Below are 17,266 nucleotides of genomic sequence, written 5' to 3'. Positions count from 1 at the left end.
TCATATAGCGACTTTTATGCCAATTTAGTCATTGTCGTTTTCTAGACCGAGTTTTTTAAGGCGATTATTTAAAGTTTGGTGATTGTTGTAGCCGAGTAACAACGCCGCTTTACGTTTATTTCCTGACGTAAATGCCAATCCTCGTTCTAAATAGTGTCGTTCTACTAGATCAATAATACTATTTATATCAACACCTTTAGATATATCTCTTTCGAGAATGCCCTCACTATTTTGGAGCGTCGAAAGTATCGCCCTGCGTATATCAACTTCTTCCAATACGGCAGTTTCAGACCATAAGGCTGCCCTAAGAATCGTTGCTTTCAGCTCTCTGATATTTCCAGGCCAACGATGATTACTGATAATTTTTTTTGCAGCAGTGGAAATTTTTTTACCACCTAGAGAAGGGTATTCTTGTGTGAGCATGGCGGTAAACTGATCTGCTAGATGGTCTAAATCGCTTTGTCGAGACCTTAGAGGTGGTAAGGACAACACACCAATGGCAACCCTATAGAATAAATCCTCCCTGAACCTACCCTTGGAAACGTCAGCCATCAAGTCTCGATTAGTTGCTGTGATTAAACGGAAATTGCTGCTACGTTCTTCACTATCTCCCAATCGAGTGAATTTACCATCCTGCAATACTCTAAGGAGCCTGACTTGGGCTGAACTATCAAGCTCGCCAAACTCATCCAAAAAAAGAGTACCTGAATGCGCCAATTCAAAAACTCCTACCTTATCTGAAACCGCACCAGTAAAAGCCCCCTTTTTATGACCAAAAAGTATTGAATCGATAAGTTCTGAGGGAAATGCGCCACAATTGACCGCAACAAATGGTTTATCCCTTCTCGCACTAGCATTATGAATTGCCCGAGCAAACATCTCTTTGCCGGTACCACTCTCACCACAAATCAGCACAGATACTTCATGCGATGCTAAAACTTGTGCCTTGGCTTTAAGTAGTAACATTTCAGGATCAAGGGTAATAATGTCATCAAAAGCGGGATCAGCATCAGAGCCCAATAGACCAAGTTGCCCAAGTTCAATAGGGGCTAAATTAGTCATCGAAGGAATATACTCAGCAGTGAGCTGAAAAGGAATTTCTACAGTATTAACGCCTTGTTCTTTGGATGCTTGATAAAAGTTGCAGGCGAATCGAGTTTTACCGAGTAATATCCATACAGCCTGCATAGCAGGTGTACCCGGACTTAGTAAAATAGACAGTGCAATGGCTTCACGACTAATGCTGTCCAGTAGCTGTTCTGCGGCTAAGTAAATTTCTCCAAAATCAACTGGCGAGGATAAATCGGCCTTACGGGCGTTGACTGGACAACTCTGATTATCACTGAGTAGTTCAAGATACGGAGTAACTAGGTCCGACGGATAATTGTAAATAAGCTCAAGCCGATCAAAGGTAACATTAGATACTGTCGCCCATATAGGGCCAGTCATTTTACTATCCTTTGATTCTAAATCGTTGCCACCAATCCAACTAACCAACACTTTTTCGTTAATTATGTTCATCCCTAAACCAACATTTAAATTTATCAATAGTAAAAGCAAGCATGCCGTACTGGCACTTATTTGTCAGACTTGTTGCGTTTTATAATCTACAGAAAAATAACCATTTTTCAATGCATTTGAATCAATATTGCCTATTACAGCTCTTTGTTTTTCATTTTTGTTGATGTCGATTACTACCTAACAATTAATTACCTTAATGCTTGCCAAAATCCACTCTTACACTTCACTTTCAACCCTAGTGAGGTTCTACCGTCTAACGTCACTGTTTTGGGGAAAATACCTTTATCTACGTACTTGTAAATTGTTGAACGGGCTAAGCCTGTGGTGTCAATCACGTCTTTTATTCGAATAAGCTTTATGTTTGGTGTCATACTGAACTCTTGATAATGGTTTCATTATCTACGCCAGTAATTTTTAACTTTTCCAAATCTTTTCAGATATATATCACTCCTGTGCATAAGCCCATTAACGCTTTCAAGGAGCCTGATATGTCAACAAAAGCGATACACACTAAAGCTGCTCTACACGAAACCACTGATAAGCACGTGACTCAGTGGCCACAAACTGCCGAAGCGATCCTCGCCTCTGCCGCCAATATCATTGCCGAACGTTATGTAAAGAAAGATGCGTATACCAACCCTCAAGCCACTAAGGATTTTTTAACTTACAAACTCGGCGGTTATGAGCGGGAGGTGTTTGCGGTAATGCTGCTTGATAACCAGCATCAATTACTCGAGTTTAAGGAGTTGTTCTTTGGCACTTTAGATGCCGCCAGTGTCTATCCACGAGAGGTGGTTAAGGCAGTATTGGCCGTCAATGCAGCAGCGGTGATCTTTGCCCATAACCACCCGTCCGGTGAATCTGAACCTTCGGCTGCAGATAAACACATCACTCAACGGTTAACCGATGCATTAGCACTTATCGATGTGCGCGTGCTTGACCATATCGTGGTAGGCCGCTTGCCAGTGTCCTTTGTTGAGCGCGGCTTACTCTAGCCAGCGTTTAAACCTGCCACGCCAAATCAAGGAGTCCATCATGATTGAATTTACCGATAGTTTTTCACAGGCCTGTGTCGCCGAGGCCTGCGCCGCTTTTCCTGAACTGCGTAATCGCTTAGCGGTTGAACTCATTTTGCCGATGTTTGTGCGGCCACTTAATGCCGTGGGCCAAGTGATAGGCAAGCCAGTTGTTGCACCACACCGCGAGCTACATAAAACCGTATTATTTGTTTTTCACCGTGATGTGGTTGAGCACTTGCCCAAGGAAATCAGCTTTTGCCGCTATGTTTGCCCCTGTGATAGTTATGGTGTGCCAACAGGTGAATGGCAGCGTGTGATCAACGGTGTGTACTTCAACCATGGCAGCAACGAGCAACCGAATTGGAGCGTACACACTTAAAGAACGTTACCTGTCATCACCCACTCCACTAGTCGGCTGTATTAACCGCTCTTACTAGCACTGGTATTTATCACTGCTCTCGCTAGTCAGCTAATGAGCCCCCTACTCCCTAAAGTTCTTTTCAACCATTGAGGTCACTATGACAACGCTTAAACTTTTCGATATTGAGCACGCCTGGGGCTTACCCCGTAAAGTATCTCCCCGCTTTGGTGCAAGGCTGATTTTACGTGGTCTGCACTTGGATTATCTCCATGACCGTGCAAGCTTTGTTGGTGAATTTCCACCAGCAATTAAACAACAATTTGTCGATGCCTTTCCCGCCATGGTTAAACAGCTTGAACGGCTGGTGGCCACCGGCGATATTGATACCACTGAACAGCACTGCGTCACCATTGAGCACGTTGGCTTTACCTGTGAGGCCGACACATTAGGCAGTCACGGCTATTTGTATATTGCGATTTATCAAACCGAAACTAAACCAAAGCTAAGCCACTGACCACCAGCAACCTCACCCTCACTCGATAACCCGTTCATTATCGTAAGCCAGTACCAATCTCGTTAAACATAACCACCAAACTTTAATCTCCCAGCTCAAAAGCCTTAGCAAGCAGCCCTTAGCGACTCACATTAAACCGCTTAACCAACACCCGTTTTATTAACCAAACCGCATAGACAGCAAAAGCCAAGGCGGACTGCGCCTTGGCTTTTGCGTATGCCCGTTTTTAAATAAGGAATATTCCATGACATTAACTATCAAGCGTAATCAACTGCCAGCGATGCCTGATCGTTTTTACCACGTGATTGAAAAGGAACTGACTGAAGTCACACCAAAAGACGCCAACGCCATCACCCTTAATTTTCGCGATCCAGATTACAGCGCCGAAGCAGGCGGCTTTCATCCCGTCGAAGTGCGGCTTGAGAAACAACAAGATCACTGGCGTTTAGTCTACGTTACCGACTTTGCTTTTCGTGGCCATCCCTTCCCTGAACTGGTTAAAGACATCGATATCTGCTTTAACAGCAAGCAGGTCTATAGCCTATTTAGTGGCTGGATTACTGAGCGGGAATCACAGGGGCTGATTAAGTTGTTTAGCGATAACTTTGTCAGTTACTACCAGATGGAAGCCTATCAAGTGCAGGTGAGCTTGGATTAACTCGCCTCGCCCTCATTTTGTGCGAACATCCTAACCATATCTACCGGTTTCAGTTCTACCCTAATCAAAGAGCTAAGCCCATCACACCCGCGCCCTTGTAACCTAAATCATTACGACAAGCCCCTGTCGTTAACAACAACCAACCTCGCCCGCAACGCCCGTCGTTAGCGGACTTTTTGCTTTGGAGTCCACCATGAAAATACACCGCGAAACCATCCTGTCACTGCCAGAGCCTTTTTATGAGTTGTTAGAACGGCAACTGGCCGCACTCAATAACCCCGACCTCAACATCGTCACCTTTAACTACCGCGATCCCGACTACAGCTCTGATAACGGTGGTTATCACCCAGTGGAGATCAACCTCTACCGCCAAGGTGATGGTTGGTATCTCAATTACTTCACTGACTTTGCTTACTGCGGCGGCCCCTTCCCTGAGCTTGAGAAAGAAATGGAAGTGCTGTTTCAGGAGAAGCAGGTCTACAACAGCTTCTTTGGCCGTTGCTACCTGGAACACGCTGACAGCTTGGTGAGGCTGCTGCTGGAGAACTTTTGCAACTACGTCGAAATGGAGGTGTACCAGGTTCAGGTTAGCGCCGACTGAAGTTGGTGCCCACAAAGGTATTTTGGGAACCAAGCAACGCAGGCCCGATGCGGGTTTGCAATGTGCTGGTACCCACAATCATCACATAGCTAATTGAGGGAACCAAGCATGAACGAAGTCGAAGCGGTCAAGAACCGCGACACCATCAAGCTTATCAGTTACCTGCTCGAACGTCACTTTGGTGAGCAGATGGCCGATGTCTGGAATATCGGCCTTAACCTGGCACTGCGGATCTCTGACTTACTGGCCATCAAGTTCAGCGATATCGACGGCGACCGCTTAAATATCATCGAGCAGAAGACCGGTAAACGGGCCAGCATCAAGCTCAACCCGAAGACGCTGGCGTTGATTGAGGCTATTCATCAACGCCACCCCGAGCATATCTACCTGTTCCAATCCCACCGCTCGAGCCAAGCAAAAGACCAGCATGCACCCGCTAAACCGCTGACACGGCGCGCCGTCGCCAAAGCGTTTGCCTTTGTCGGTGACGATATCAAGTTAGCGCTGGGCACCCACTCGATGCGTAAAACCCGGGGGTATCACCTATATCAAGCCTGCAAAGACATTGGCCGGGTGATGCGCATGCTGCGGCATCAATCGGAAGCGGTCACCCTGCGTTATATCGGCATTACTCAACAGCAAATCGATAAAGACTTTGTCGAGCTGGAAATCTGAGTCAATCAGCACGTCCATTTCATCCTATTCCACCCATTAGCAGATGCGACCTAGGGGTATCTGCGTTATTTTTCTTGGAGTACATACCATGTATACATTTCATCCAGGTGATCATCTGGTCACCAATATAGATCCGCTTGGCTTAACCGAACACCATGGCCTGTATGTGGGTCATGGCCATGTGATCCACTTATCTAAACAAGGCATCATCGAAGAAATTGCTCTGCAGCAATTTGCTGGTGGGCATAGCGTTAGAGTAAAGAAATCCACACTGTTTCCTCATCAGGCCATTGAGCTTGCGCGCAGTCAGTTGGGTCACACCCCATACGGCGTTGCCACCAATAATTGCGAGCAGTTCATCAACGAATGCTTAGAAGGGAGCAGCACCTCTAATCAAGTGAGTAATCTTACCCACATTGCGCTGCAAGGCTCTGCCAGAGCAGGCTTACTGGGGAGCACCGCGTCGAAGTTGGCAACGGGGGCTATCGCAAACGTCGTATTAGCCTCTACAGCCATCAAAATGACCGGCGAATACCTTGGGCTACCCGATAACGTTAACACGCTGCTAGGCACGCCTGGAGATCTTGTTGCCAAGCCTGCCGAATGCCTACTAAAAGGCAGCAGCCAAACCCTGGGTGAGAGTTATGCTTGCTTACGCCAAGGTGAGATAGCCGATGCTGGGTTCAAGCTTGTTACAGGCAGTGTAGAAACTGGCTTAAACACCGTGTTGACAACAGCAGAAGTGGGCATCAATGGCGTAAAAGCCGGTGCTGAGCTGATAGCCGATGCATGGCATTGGTTAAGGTCATAATGCTTCACCTGCAGTATTGAGTACTCAGTCAGCCATAACCCAAACGCTATAAACGAAGCGGCACAACTCGCCGCTATCGTTTTCACCCCTCTTGCGATTACGTTGAAGATTAGCGTGATGACGGCGTAACATGTTTGCCCAATTAAGTGATACAAACTTTCTTCTATCATCCTTGAGCTTATGGCGTTGCTCGGGCAGCCGAGCAAACCGTGTAATCATTATTTTTTTGTACCACGTTATGCTAAGGTATTACCTAGTAGTACTAAGCATTACCTTTGGAGTCACAGATGAGCACAATCAAACCCGTGTCGGTAAAATTAGATGCCGATATTAAAGCCAGAGTCGAGCATTTAGCCGAAACTCGTAAACGTTCATCACACTGGATGATGCGTGAAGCGATCCGTGAATACGTTGAGAGAGAAGAGAAACGCGAAGCGTTGCAGCAAGAAGCGTTACGCGCATGGGAAGAACACCAGACATCAGGCTTGCATGTCACCGGTGACGAAGTGGTGAATTGGCTGGAGTCCTGGGGAAGCGAAAATGAAAAGGCTGTCCCTACATGGCACAAATAATCTTCACTGCCACTGCATTACGTGATTTAGAACGCTTACGTGAGTTTCTTCGCAGTAAAAATCCCCCTGCCGCACAACGGGCTGCCAGCGCCATAATCAATACCATTAGAAAACTGGAAAGCTATCCAGATATTGGTCGACCTATCGATGACAATGACTTTAGCTTTAGGGAACTGCTCATCGACTTTGGTGATACGGGTTATCTGACAATGTACCAGTATGATGGCGGCGAACGATTGACAGTGTTGTGTATCCGACATCAAAAGGAAGCCGGCTATTGATCTGGCCGCGCTACGGAGTGTTCTAGTGGACTATGTCTCAAGTCTGCAGTGTGAAAATGCCATTGCTCTATATGAACGCTAAAGCAAGGGAGCTTAATCCCTTGCTCATCACTCCTTTATTTTGACTCACTCCACCAGCAACCGCATTTAGTAAGCGAATCACTCGGTAATCATGCTGATACGCGACTACAACCAAAGTTGTGATTGCCATTCCCATAAATTTTCGTGTCAGTTTTAGCAAAATAACTTAATCTTTTAAACAAGTCTTGGTAAATGTAAGTGAAATCAGCTTGGTTACGACACAGTAAATATTGAGCATTTACTGGAAAATGGATCAACCCTTGAGCATTGAAAATATCTAACCTTAGTGCACTCGCCCAAGCTTTGTGTATTCTGTTATACATATTAGCCCGACCCAATTCAAATTTCCCTAAACTTTTATACGCATGGCCATTGAAGAACAAACAGACATGGTAATGACACTTATCCCTTCCACTCATCTCTTTAACCCAAATGTAAAATAACTCACTAGCATGAACCTGACCGTCAGTTGTGTTTCGTAGTTTCGCCTGATAATCCGCTTTTAACTGGGCTTTCAATGATTCGAAGAAACGGGTGATCACTGCTGTATCACTCGATTCAAACGTATCAGGAAATCGTAGATCAACTCTTATCGCAAACACCTTTGAATACTCCATAACCACGCCATTTATAACCTTTGAAATTTTATTCAGATATTCTTCAATAGCACCATTCATAAAAGAAAGTGTTTGTAATCCATCATATTGAGGTGTTGTTAACACCGTTAAATTCCTATTAAAAATACTATTCATAACTCACCCTCCATTCCCCATCATTATTTAAAGGGTGTAGTCAACCACTCAAAATTAATAAACTAATTTTGATGAATACGAAACACCCAAGCAATACACCAGACAACTAAATTAAAAACATTAAGCAAGTAATATATAAATTACAGATATAACTACAGATATAACTACAGATATAATACTATTAAAACCCTAAATCAAAATTATCGAAAACCAACCAGGTTCAAGCGAAATTTTAAATTTAGACAATAAAGTTTACTGAGATAAATATTTATCATCACTCTGAATTAATATGCATACTATGAGCAAAATAAATAAATAAATAAATCTTGAGAAATAAACGTTAAACGTTAAACGACTTATTTTGATTAAAAGTAACACTCATAAATAGCGCGCCAGATTTTCAGCTAGTTGAGCATTGTCAGGTTCTTGATTGCAAAATAAATCCATTACTCTAGTCTTACCTATAAAAACTTCAGCCATTGGGTTGCTTTGCTTTAAATAATCTAATGCAGATTGTAAGTCGGCTTTTTTACGAATACAGTTTGGACCATATTGTAAAATATAATTCTTTCTTATGTATCTTATTCCCGAAGCGGTAAATGGCTGAAACCATGCGATCAGCTCCTGTGAATCCAGTACATATTTAGGCGGAGGGCAAAAGACTCGCATAAAATCTCTTGAGAAATAACTTAACAACTCAACGGCTAACCACAAGGATTCTACAGATATTTCAAAATCGTCTGGATGTTCAAAACAATGGATCAAGGCGGCAACTCTGGCAATGTTCTCTGATAACTTGGATGCATGGTCTCTTGCACATGCATACATGCCCCCGGGAGCCATTTTAGTTTCGATGTCATTATAAATATTCCACCAGACTTTTTCAGCTGCCGACGAAAAAAACACCTTTTGTCGATGCCGATAATCAACTAATCCCAATGACTGCTCGAGTAATTGTCTAATCCTGCAATTAAACTCTTCGATACCCTCACGGGAATGCCGATGACCATTAGCTTGGCGAAAACCACAGGTAGAAAGTGGCTCGCAAACTAACATCCGAGATAGAAAGCCATTATCACGGACATTAACGTTAGGCTTATTCAAAAATTTCTGTAACGTATCTGGTTGCACCATGATATGCATCGATAGTCGAATATCATTTAATTTAAAAGATGGTGAGGTTTTTCGATTTACCGTCATATCATCACCACTCCACATCGGGTTAAAATTAGCAGCGTTGCTCATAACCCTACTTTTAAATATTAGATCTCCTTCACTGGAGCCGAAAAAAACATTAGGCAGATCATTTTTTAAACCATCAAGTAACGCTTCACTGGTGGTATCCTCATATATCACTCTAGGGGCTCGAGGTTTTGTAGGTTCTTGTTCAGATAATGCTACCAATTGCTGGGTTGTCTGTTCATTTTCAGCATTATCCAGCGTAATAGTCTTTTTTAATTTTGCTTTTTTTTCCTTATGTATATCCATCTGAATGTTGTAGTCTTTAAAACTTTTCTGATAAACAGCCTCTTGTTCTTTTTCAATACTTTTAATCTCTCCCATGAACAAGTTATCAACGGTCGATTTACGTTCACCCGATTGTGCAATGGTCATTACCATGAGTGATACTGGAGCGATTTTCCGAGTAGGTATTTCAACATTGAACACCCCTTGCATAGCGGTTGCCATCGACGTTAACTGACAAGCCAAGATCATACCGTCTGGTGCTTGCAGAAATGCTCTTGCTTCTTCAAACGCTTTCTCCATCTTAGGAGCGACGGTTAGATTTGGAACATAACCGTAGGAGATTGGAAATGATTTCTGGTAATAATAACTATTCATAATTCACCTTTATTCATATTCAGTAAATTGATTGCGATTCAGCTCAGCAAAATCTTCTACTTTGCAGCCACTGTTCGACTTCTTGCATGTACCAGCCAACGGCACGAGCGCCAAGGCAAACTTTTCGAGGAAAAAGTGGATCAAACCTGGGGGATTTGGGATTGAGTTTATCGTAGATAGTTGAACGCGAAAGCCCTGTAAGCTGAACCAAGGTCTTCAGTCTAATAATGGAATTGCTTGTGAGAGTTGTGTTCATAATCGTCCTCAGAGTTGTGAATAAACGTCTACAACCCTGAGATTAGATGGTTATCAAGCATGAATAAACGGGGTAAAAACGGTCCCCCTTGCTCACCTAAAGTGCATTATTCATTGTATTATATGCGTTTTTTTGGTCCCCAAGGAAATTTTCTCGGTCTTAAAATTAATTCTGCGTATTTAGCATTATCACTCGAAAAACCTTCTCCCTCTGTCCCCTCTAAAAACTTTATAATTTGAGCTGTTATATTTTTATTGTATTTTTCCTGATTATGCCAAAAACGTTCAAGGCAGTAAGTTAAGTATGAAAACTGGCAACCATCTGCAATCAACTTAGTTTTACCGCATAGGCCATTGGGATTAGGGTTGAGAAAAAAAGCCGCCGCTTCTGCCTTTTTTGGAGCATATTTTAATTGATTGATAATCAACTCTACCAATCCTTTAACTTTTGGCGGATTAGCCGTTTTCCCCCAATAATAACGGAAGCCTAAAATAGATAATTGGTCCAGATCGGATTGATTACGTAGGAAATCTTTAACATAGTAAGGACTTGTTTCGGGAATGTCAGGGGTATCTATCTTTCGTTCAACATCTTGATGAACAAATGAAAGAATATCACGTTCAAAAACATAAACTGAATCTATTTTAGTTGGTAAGTCTTCTAGCTCATTTACAATAAAATGTGTATTGGATAAAAATTTAAAGCTTTTTCTTGTAAAGGAAAATTTAATGTTGTAATTATAGTCATGGAAATCTGACTGCCAATTTATCCCCAACTCTTTTGCGTTAATAGGTACTTCATGTATTTCTATATATTTCTCACCACTCATCAATTCAAGTTCGAAGTTTTCAGTATACAAGTAAAATTCCGTGATGAATTTCAAATTAACGATCCCGTTTTTTATTAACATGGTTAAGTCATCACTCCCTAACCTTAGATATTCTGCTTTCGGAACCAATGATGCCACAGAGAATGATTCACTACGTTTCAATTTATTCCGTGCAACCTTTCTATACATAGAATCCTCTCTAGTCAGATATGGCCCATTACGATTTTTATACGTACTCCTTTCATATACGGCCCAAATATTAATATTAACAGGAGAAAAAATTAAAACAGGTTTATTTTCTTTCAAAAGGTGCTGTACAACCTCATCTCGGCTAGCATTTAAGTTCACCTTCGATAACTCTACAATTTTTTGCATTGATACAATCCTTTTATCTGCTATTTCTGCTACTAATAGCAGAAATAGCAGATAAAATAAATTTGATTATTGAAATTTTCCTCACCAGATAGCTTAACTTGTGAATATTTTCAACCTGTCATCGTGACTATGTGTAAAAAATATGCTTAAAGTGAGTTTTCGTAATGCGCTAAGGTTTAACACTCTATACCTTGGAAGTTTAAGCAAGCAAGTTCACTTTAGTGATTTTCATTTATATATAAGAGTCTGGAGGGCCCCTTTTAGTCACTCTTCAGCGATAACCATTCCAATCCCTGCTCTGCAAAGACGAATAATCTATCGCTATAACCTTGAGAGATCACACTGCGGATGATCTCAGGGTCAATATTCAAATGATCATGTACCAGTGCATTACGCAGGCCGATCACTTTACGCCAGCCATTTAATTCATCAGCTGATTGTGATCCTCGTTGACACAGGATCTCAAATGCTTGGTAGGCATCCTGCGGACTATATCCAGCCAGTGCCTTAGCCCAATGTTTGGCAATGCCAATGCAAGCTTCAATAGAGACCTGTAGTATTCGCTCTGCAGCACGATATTCAAGATTCGAAAGAGGACGCTGACTAAGTAATTGACGTAACTCTCCAAGCTCGGCTTGATACCGGTTAAGGCTTAAGCGCAATGACGTGATATAGCCATTATCCAAAATAATAAAGTGGTTTGGGGCTGAATAATCGAGTTCCATTTGCGACATTATGCGAGACGCTTCTTGCATTCTTCGGCCTTCATCTCGACTAAAGATAAGTTTGTTGGCATTAATGATTCCGAAAGCAAGAGGGATAGATGCTAGATTGATATCGACAATGGATAGCTTTCCTTCGGCTAGCCCTAATGCTCGTTGCCAATCCATAGCAAGCAGTTCAGCTCTAATACGAGTATCAAGCACACTGTCCGCCTTTACCGGGTCGAATGCGACGGCTAAATCCCAATCGCTATGCTCGCTAGCATTTCCTTTCGCCTGCGAACCATACAGCCATAATACTGCCACCTCAGAATGGCTTGGAGCTAAAGCGTTTAGTTGGTGCAAATGCTGGCTCTGCTCGATAGTCATTGGCTTGGCTTTAAGTTTGTCATGATGTAAGAGTCACAACCCTGAGTCGGACTTAACAGGTTAGATTCGTGTGTCACGTCCCCTAACGTTTTGACTCAGGGAGATAATCTCTATTCGGCCTTACAGGTCATGCCCCTAATTTTCTTGAACCCGCTGTTACTGACAAAGAGCCCACTGCTGCAGTGGCAATATGGTTGCTCCACCACTCCATTAACTTGGTACGTCGCTCTAGGTAGGTCGTGCGATTATAGGCACTGCGGATTTGGTTTTTATCAACATGGGCTAACGCAGCCTCAATAACATCACCATCAAAGCCTTGCTCGTTTAAGGTAGTGCTCGCCAACGAGCGTAAACCATGACCCGTTGTTCTTCCCTTTAATCCCATGCGCCCTAATGCTTTGTTGATGGTTTCTGAGTCTGTGTGCTTTTTAGGATCTTTAGATGACGGAAAAACGAATTGGCTCTGTTCACTAATCGGCTTAACAGTTTCAAGTATCGCGAGGGTATGCTCTGTAAGCGGGATAATATGCTCACGATTCATTTTCATGCGTGATTCAGGAATAGTCCAAAGTTTGGCATCAAAATCGATTTCTTCCCAACGGGCTCCGGCCGCTTCATTTGGCCTGGTCATTGTGTGCAATTGCCATTCAATCAAACACCGGGTCGTTAACAATAAATTGGCGTTTGCGACGGTCTGCAGCAACTCAGCTAGCTCTGCTGGTTTTAATGCTTTCAGATGTTCTACTTTGCTCTTTCTAAAAACGTCTCGAATACCTGACAACGGATTGGCATGAATGTAACCAGAGTTAACCGAATAGTTCATGATTTCATTCAGCAACTGAGCGGTACGCTTAACCGTTTCAAGATGCCCCTTCTGCTCTAGGGGCTTGAGCGCGGCAATGGCTATGGGAGCCGTGAGTCTGCTAATCGCAATACTCCCCAGTTTAGGGAAGGCATACAGCTCAAGCTTGCGCCAATTGCCTTCGATGGTTTTAGGCTTAATGCTTCCCTGCTTTGAGTCCATCCACATTTGCGCAATATGCTTCAGAGTTTGAGCGTTCTCTGTTGCCGCTTTTAATTTGTTTTCAATTTTAAGTAATTGAGGGTCGATGCCTTCGGCCAAGTTTTTTCGCGCTTCTAGCGCTTTATCTCGCGCCTCAGCTAAGGATATGTCAGGGTATGAGCCTAAACCAAAATAGGTGGGTTTGCTGGTGGAGGGACGTATGTATCTAAATTCCCACGTTTTCCCTGCTGTGCGCACATAGAGATAGAGATTGCCACCATCTGACAATCTATAGGGCTTTGCTTCCGCTTTAGCATTGAGCACCGCTTTTGCGGTCAGCTTATTTGTACTCCTTCCCATACCATTCTCCCCCCTCAAATTAAGCCCCAAAGTAATGCTTGATTTTGGCATTATTTCGCACTCTAAAATCTAGCATTACTTATCACTGAATAAACTCAGATTAATCAGGATATTGCCAAGTTAAATCTGGGCTATAAAATCGAGAAAATCAAGTAAAAAAACGGCATAAAAAATGGGTATTTTTTGAAGTCAAAAGTAATGCCAAAATTTGCCAAATTTCCTTGGCATTACTTTTAGCATTACTAAAGATTTCGGATGCAGTAGGATGTCATTAAACAATATAGGATGGTAAGTCATTGATTTTTATAAAATATAGATAAGAAAAAAGACGCCCTAGGACGTCTTTAAACTTGAATTTGGCGGTGAGAGAGGGAGTCGAACCCTCGATACGTTACCGTATACACACTTTCCAGGCGTGCTCCTTCGGCCACTCGGACACCTCACCATATTGTCGATTTATGTTTTCGTGGTTAATCTTTTACGTAAAAATTCGTTTACGATATAGCACAGCATTGCCGAAATACTGATTCGTTAACGGAGCCGTACTTTACGCAAAAGCCTAATAAGGGTCAAGTAAAAAAGACTCAATTTCAGGCGGTTGCACAATTGCTAAGCAAACCGCCACCAAATTGATTCTTTAATCGATTAATTCACCGTAAACTTATTCACTTCTTTAGACATCAGATTGGCATCAAATGTCAGTGCTTTGGTCAGTTCCCTAAGTTCATCAGAAATGCGTTGGGTATTGAGGTAGATTTCACTAATTTTTAACGCATTACGGTTAACATCCTCAGATACGGCAGATTGCTCATGTGTCGCAGTGGCAATTTGTTCGTTCATACGGTCAATAATGTCTACCTGTTCAACAATACGTTTAAGCTCAAGGCTTGCCTGCTCACCTTCTTTTACGCTGGTATAGGCCTGTTCAAGCCCTTGTTGCATTGCTTTTACGGCAATACTTGCACCTGATTTTAATCTGTCGGTCATATTTTTAATGTCGGCCGTTGAGGTTTGCGAGCGTTGCGCTAAATTTCTTACTTCATCGGCGACCACGGCAAAACCACGCCCCATTTCTCCTGCTCGGGCAGCTTCAATCGCGGCGTTAAGCGCAAGTAGGTTAGTTTGTTCGGCAATACTGGTTATCACATCTAACACCACCACAATACCGTGGATCTCCCGATCAAGATCATTAATCGCTTGAGATGCGCTATTGATATCATTTGCTAATGCTTTAATCGCTTTACCCGTTCTATCGACCCCCATATTGCCGGCTTTCGCATCATCATTCGCTGCAGTTGAGGCTTCGGCGGCTTGCACTGCATTACTGGCAATCTCAGCGACCGTTGCGCTCATTTCAGTCATTGCAGAAGCCACTTGCTCCGCCTCACTGTGGCCCGCCATGACATCTTGCTCCATTGCATGGGTACAAAAATCCATTTGCTCAACAGCTTGTTGTAATTTAGCGCTACTCGCTCGCACCTGTAAGATAACGCCTTCAAAGTCATTCATCATGCCATTAAAGGCGATGGCCAGCTCACCAAACTCATCAGTGCTCGTTTGCTCTAAGCGCACACTAAGATCGTAATTTTTACGTGCATGGGTAACCGTAGAAAATAAATGATGCACGCTATCGTGTAGGTAACGTATCACAGACAAACTTAATACCAACACTACGATTAGCACCCCTATTAAGGTGGCTAATACAAAAAACATTTCTTGGTTTGCTGCAGAAAGTCGAGTCTGAGTGGTATTGAGCAAATCGGTTGAGACTTGTTGTTCAAAATCTCGCAAGCTATCAATACGCAGTGTGGATTTGGCAAACCAATCCTCAGGGCTTTGTTGCTGAATTTTTTGATTGTCTTGGGCTAATGCAATCTCACGCAGGACTTCTACATCTTGTACAACTTGAGAAGATTGAATACGCGCCACGGCTTGCACCAGCTCTGGGGCCGCTAAGGCTTGAAAGCGCTCGAGATAACTATTTTGTTCTGAGACTAATGTAATAAATTTTGCATAAATCTTAGGTCTAAATCCTGTTTGCCCAAAGGTGGAGCTAAGCACTGCGCGCTCAAGCCCTGCCCGTTCTTTCATCTGTAAATAGGCACTAAAGGCAGCAGCTTTGATTGCAATCTCTTGGTTAGCACCGGCTTTTGCCGTTTCATCAACAATGGCTAATAAACGGTTATTAACCTCAGTATAATAAGCGACCTCATCGGCAATATTGATCGATAAATTATCAACTTGCGAGCGAATTGCCGTAAGTTTCCCCAATAAGGTATTGAGTTCCCGGACTTTAGGTGCAAACACTGCTGGTAAAGTATTTTCAGTAATAAATGACTGATACAACTTAAGTTGTGTGTCGGTCATTTTTCTTTGACTGGGTATTTTATCTGCAAAAGTTTTGCCGCCTGAACTAATAAAACCCGCACTCATACCGCGTTCTTTTTGTATTTCATGCACTAAATTACTATTTGTGACAGCAAGATCACTTAACTGTACAACTTGCTTTAAATCCTGACGGTATTCATATTTTTGGACTAAAAAGAGTGCGCCATAAAGAAAACACGCCAATAGCGGGGGCAGTACAACCATGAGTAACTTTTGTTTTAAGCTAAGATTACCAATCCATTGCCATTTCATCGCGTTATTCCTTTTATTTCACATTTGAACATAATAAGAGCCTAATAATGTATAGCATAGGATCGGATTGAGAACGAACCATACATACTGTTTTAGTTAAAATTAAATAGCCTAAAAACATGTGCTTGCGTTAATTTAATCTAAGTTAAATCTAAAATACATGAGTCGCTAGTAGACCTAAGTAAAACAAGTGCATCGAGGCTATTTGGACGGCGTTAATCTGTGAGGAAAATGATGACACCGTTATGTTAAGGTAACGGCGTTACGATAAATTTAATCGTAATAGTAAAAAGCAAACCCGTTTTAGGGTTTGCTTAATTGAGTTGATTTAGCTAAATAATTGTGGAAAAAGCCCTTTAATACCCGCAGCAATAACTTCGATACCGATAGATAACATCAAGAGTCCCATGAGACGAGTAATCACGTTAATCCCAGTTTTACCAAGGATTTTATAAATTATAGATGCCATTCTAAACAGACCAAAGCTCACTAAACCAAACACAATCACCGTAATACACATTGCAATGATATTTGATAATGAATTATGTTCCGCCGCAAACACGATCACCGAACTAATTGCACCAGGTCCTGCCATTAATGGCAAAGCTAATGGGACTACCGCTACAGACTCCATCGCTGAAGACTCGCGGTCTTCTTCTTGGTTACGCTTAACCTCACCTAATTTACCTTGCAACATCGACATCGCAATAATGGCAATCAGGCTACCACCGGCGATCCTAAAGGCTGATAACGAAATGCTGAACATATTCAAAATATGTTGCCCAGCCACAATCGTAACTAACAGGATAACCACTACCGCAAAGTTAGCGACTTTTCCGGTTTGGTTGCGCTCTGCTTCAGTTTGATGGCTGGTTAAACTCACAAATACCGGCAATAAACCAACGGGATTGATAATGGCTACCAAGCCAAGAAAAAACTTAACGTAAAGTGTTAACTCCAAGTTGCAATCCTTATATGCGCATCACGCTATTTTCAGCAAAGTAAACTTCAGGGTGTATTATAG

The 17,266-nt window shown here is 42.6% G+C and carries 19 protein-coding genes and 1 tRNA gene; 9 read left to right on the top strand and 11 right to left on the bottom strand.

Translation table 11 applies throughout. From position 1 onward, the window contains the following. Nucleotides 1-24: 24 nt before the first annotated feature. The gene (locus ACRN9H_RS03340; protein WP_432312456.1) at nt 25-1,521 is read right to left on the bottom strand and encodes a sigma-54 interaction domain-containing protein; all 1,497 of its coding nucleotides are present in this window, start codon (nt 1,519-1,521) and stop codon (nt 25-27) included. Nucleotides 1,522-1,709: 188 nt separating this feature from the next. Further along, entirely contained in the window at nt 1,710-1,892 is a 183-nt protein-coding gene (locus ACRN9H_RS03335) for a helix-turn-helix transcriptional regulator (protein ID WP_432312455.1), read from the bottom strand. A 117-nt stretch (nt 1,893-2,009) separates the two neighbouring features. On the opposite strand from ACRN9H_RS03335, the gene radC reads away from it, so the two are divergent. From radC to ACRN9H_RS03290, 9 genes are all read left to right on the top strand, one after another. Continuing rightward, nucleotides 2,010-2,516: a RadC family protein gene (gene radC / locus ACRN9H_RS03330; RefSeq protein WP_432312454.1), complete on the top strand. Its 507-nt coding sequence runs from the start codon at nt 2,010-2,012 to the stop codon at nt 2,514-2,516. A 40-nt stretch (nt 2,517-2,556) separates the two neighbouring features. After that, the gene (locus tag ACRN9H_RS03325; protein ID WP_432312453.1) at nt 2,557-2,919 is read left to right on the top strand and encodes a hypothetical protein; all 363 of its coding nucleotides are present in this window, start codon (nt 2,557-2,559) and stop codon (nt 2,917-2,919) included. Between the two features lie 139 nt (nt 2,920-3,058). Then, on the top strand, nt 3,059-3,415 hold the full coding sequence (locus ACRN9H_RS03320; RefSeq protein WP_432312452.1) for a type IV toxin-antitoxin system YeeU family antitoxin: 357 nt from the start codon (nt 3,059-3,061) through the stop codon (nt 3,413-3,415). Nucleotides 3,416-3,659: 244 nt separating this feature from the next. Next, nucleotides 3,660-4,073: a DUF2787 domain-containing protein gene (locus tag ACRN9H_RS03315; protein WP_432312451.1), complete on the top strand. Its 414-nt coding sequence runs from the start codon at nt 3,660-3,662 to the stop codon at nt 4,071-4,073. Nucleotides 4,074-4,266: 193 nt separating this feature from the next. Then, on the top strand, nt 4,267-4,674 hold the full coding sequence (locus ACRN9H_RS03310; protein WP_432312450.1) for a DUF2787 domain-containing protein: 408 nt from the start codon (nt 4,267-4,269) through the stop codon (nt 4,672-4,674). 108 nt (nt 4,675-4,782) lie between these two features. Beyond that, on the top strand, nt 4,783-5,349 hold the full coding sequence (locus ACRN9H_RS03305; protein WP_432312449.1) for a site-specific integrase: 567 nt from the start codon (nt 4,783-4,785) through the stop codon (nt 5,347-5,349). 88 nt (nt 5,350-5,437) lie between these two features. Then, nucleotides 5,438-6,160, top strand: coding sequence for a lecithin retinol acyltransferase family protein (locus tag ACRN9H_RS03300; RefSeq protein ID WP_432312448.1), 723 nt, complete (start codon nt 5,438-5,440; stop codon nt 6,158-6,160). A gap of 287 nt (nt 6,161-6,447) precedes the next feature. Then, the gene (locus ACRN9H_RS03295; protein WP_432312447.1) at nt 6,448-6,732 is read left to right on the top strand and encodes a CopG family ribbon-helix-helix protein; all 285 of its coding nucleotides are present in this window, start codon (nt 6,448-6,450) and stop codon (nt 6,730-6,732) included. Then, a complete protein-coding gene (locus ACRN9H_RS03290) occupies nt 6,720-7,013 on the top strand; it encodes a type II toxin-antitoxin system RelE/ParE family toxin (RefSeq protein WP_432312446.1) in 294 nt (97 codons plus the stop codon). Before ACRN9H_RS03295 ends, ACRN9H_RS03290 begins: the two co-directional genes overlap by 13 nt. Before the next feature lie 170 nt (nt 7,014-7,183). Here the strand turns inward: ACRN9H_RS03290 and ACRN9H_RS03285 are convergent, their stop codons facing one another. The 9 genes from ACRN9H_RS03285 to ACRN9H_RS03245 all read right to left on the bottom strand — a co-directional run bounded on the left by ACRN9H_RS03285 (nt 7,184) and on the right by ACRN9H_RS03245 (nt 17,203). Beyond that, nucleotides 7,184-7,846, bottom strand: coding sequence for an inovirus Gp2 family protein (locus tag ACRN9H_RS03285; protein WP_432312445.1), 663 nt, complete (start codon nt 7,844-7,846; stop codon nt 7,184-7,186). A gap of 378 nt (nt 7,847-8,224) precedes the next feature. Beyond that, nucleotides 8,225-9,688, bottom strand: coding sequence for a YfjI family protein (locus ACRN9H_RS03280; RefSeq protein ID WP_432312444.1), 1,464 nt, complete (start codon nt 9,686-9,688; stop codon nt 8,225-8,227). A gap of 43 nt (nt 9,689-9,731) precedes the next feature. Then, nucleotides 9,732-9,944, bottom strand: a complete 213-nt coding sequence (locus ACRN9H_RS03275; protein ID WP_317519666.1) for a helix-turn-helix transcriptional regulator — start codon at nt 9,942-9,944, stop codon at nt 9,732-9,734. Nucleotides 9,945-10,062: 118 nt separating this feature from the next. Beyond that, the gene (locus ACRN9H_RS03270; protein ID WP_432312443.1) at nt 10,063-11,148 is read right to left on the bottom strand and encodes a cytoplasmic protein; all 1,086 of its coding nucleotides are present in this window, start codon (nt 11,146-11,148) and stop codon (nt 10,063-10,065) included. A 260-nt stretch (nt 11,149-11,408) separates the two neighbouring features. Then, nucleotides 11,409-12,239: a type VII toxin-antitoxin system HepT family RNase toxin gene (gene hepT, locus ACRN9H_RS03265; protein WP_432312442.1), complete on the bottom strand. Its 831-nt coding sequence runs from the start codon at nt 12,237-12,239 to the stop codon at nt 11,409-11,411. 127 nt (nt 12,240-12,366) lie between these two features. Further along, a complete protein-coding gene (locus ACRN9H_RS03260) occupies nt 12,367-13,602 on the bottom strand; it encodes a tyrosine-type recombinase/integrase (RefSeq protein WP_432312441.1) in 1,236 nt (411 codons plus the stop codon). A gap of 357 nt (nt 13,603-13,959) precedes the next feature. Next, a tRNA-Ser gene (locus ACRN9H_RS03255) sits at nt 13,960-14,047 on the bottom strand. Between the two features lie 200 nt (nt 14,048-14,247). Next, nucleotides 14,248-16,242: a methyl-accepting chemotaxis protein gene (locus ACRN9H_RS03250; protein ID WP_432312440.1), complete on the bottom strand. Its 1,995-nt coding sequence runs from the start codon at nt 16,240-16,242 to the stop codon at nt 14,248-14,250. Nucleotides 16,243-16,570: 328 nt separating this feature from the next. Then, on the bottom strand, nt 16,571-17,203 hold the full coding sequence (locus ACRN9H_RS03245) for a YchE family NAAT transporter (RefSeq protein ID WP_220732820.1): 633 nt from the start codon (nt 17,201-17,203) through the stop codon (nt 16,571-16,573). Nucleotides 17,204-17,266: the final 63 nt, after the last annotated feature.

It is taken from the genome of Shewanella sp. MF08487, assembly GCF_050848685.1.
Lineage (GTDB): Bacteria > Pseudomonadota > Gammaproteobacteria > Enterobacterales > Shewanellaceae > Shewanella > Shewanella glacialipiscicola.
Note: the sequence above shows the minus strand (reverse complement) of the source record. Positions and strands in the feature narration are given on the sequence as shown.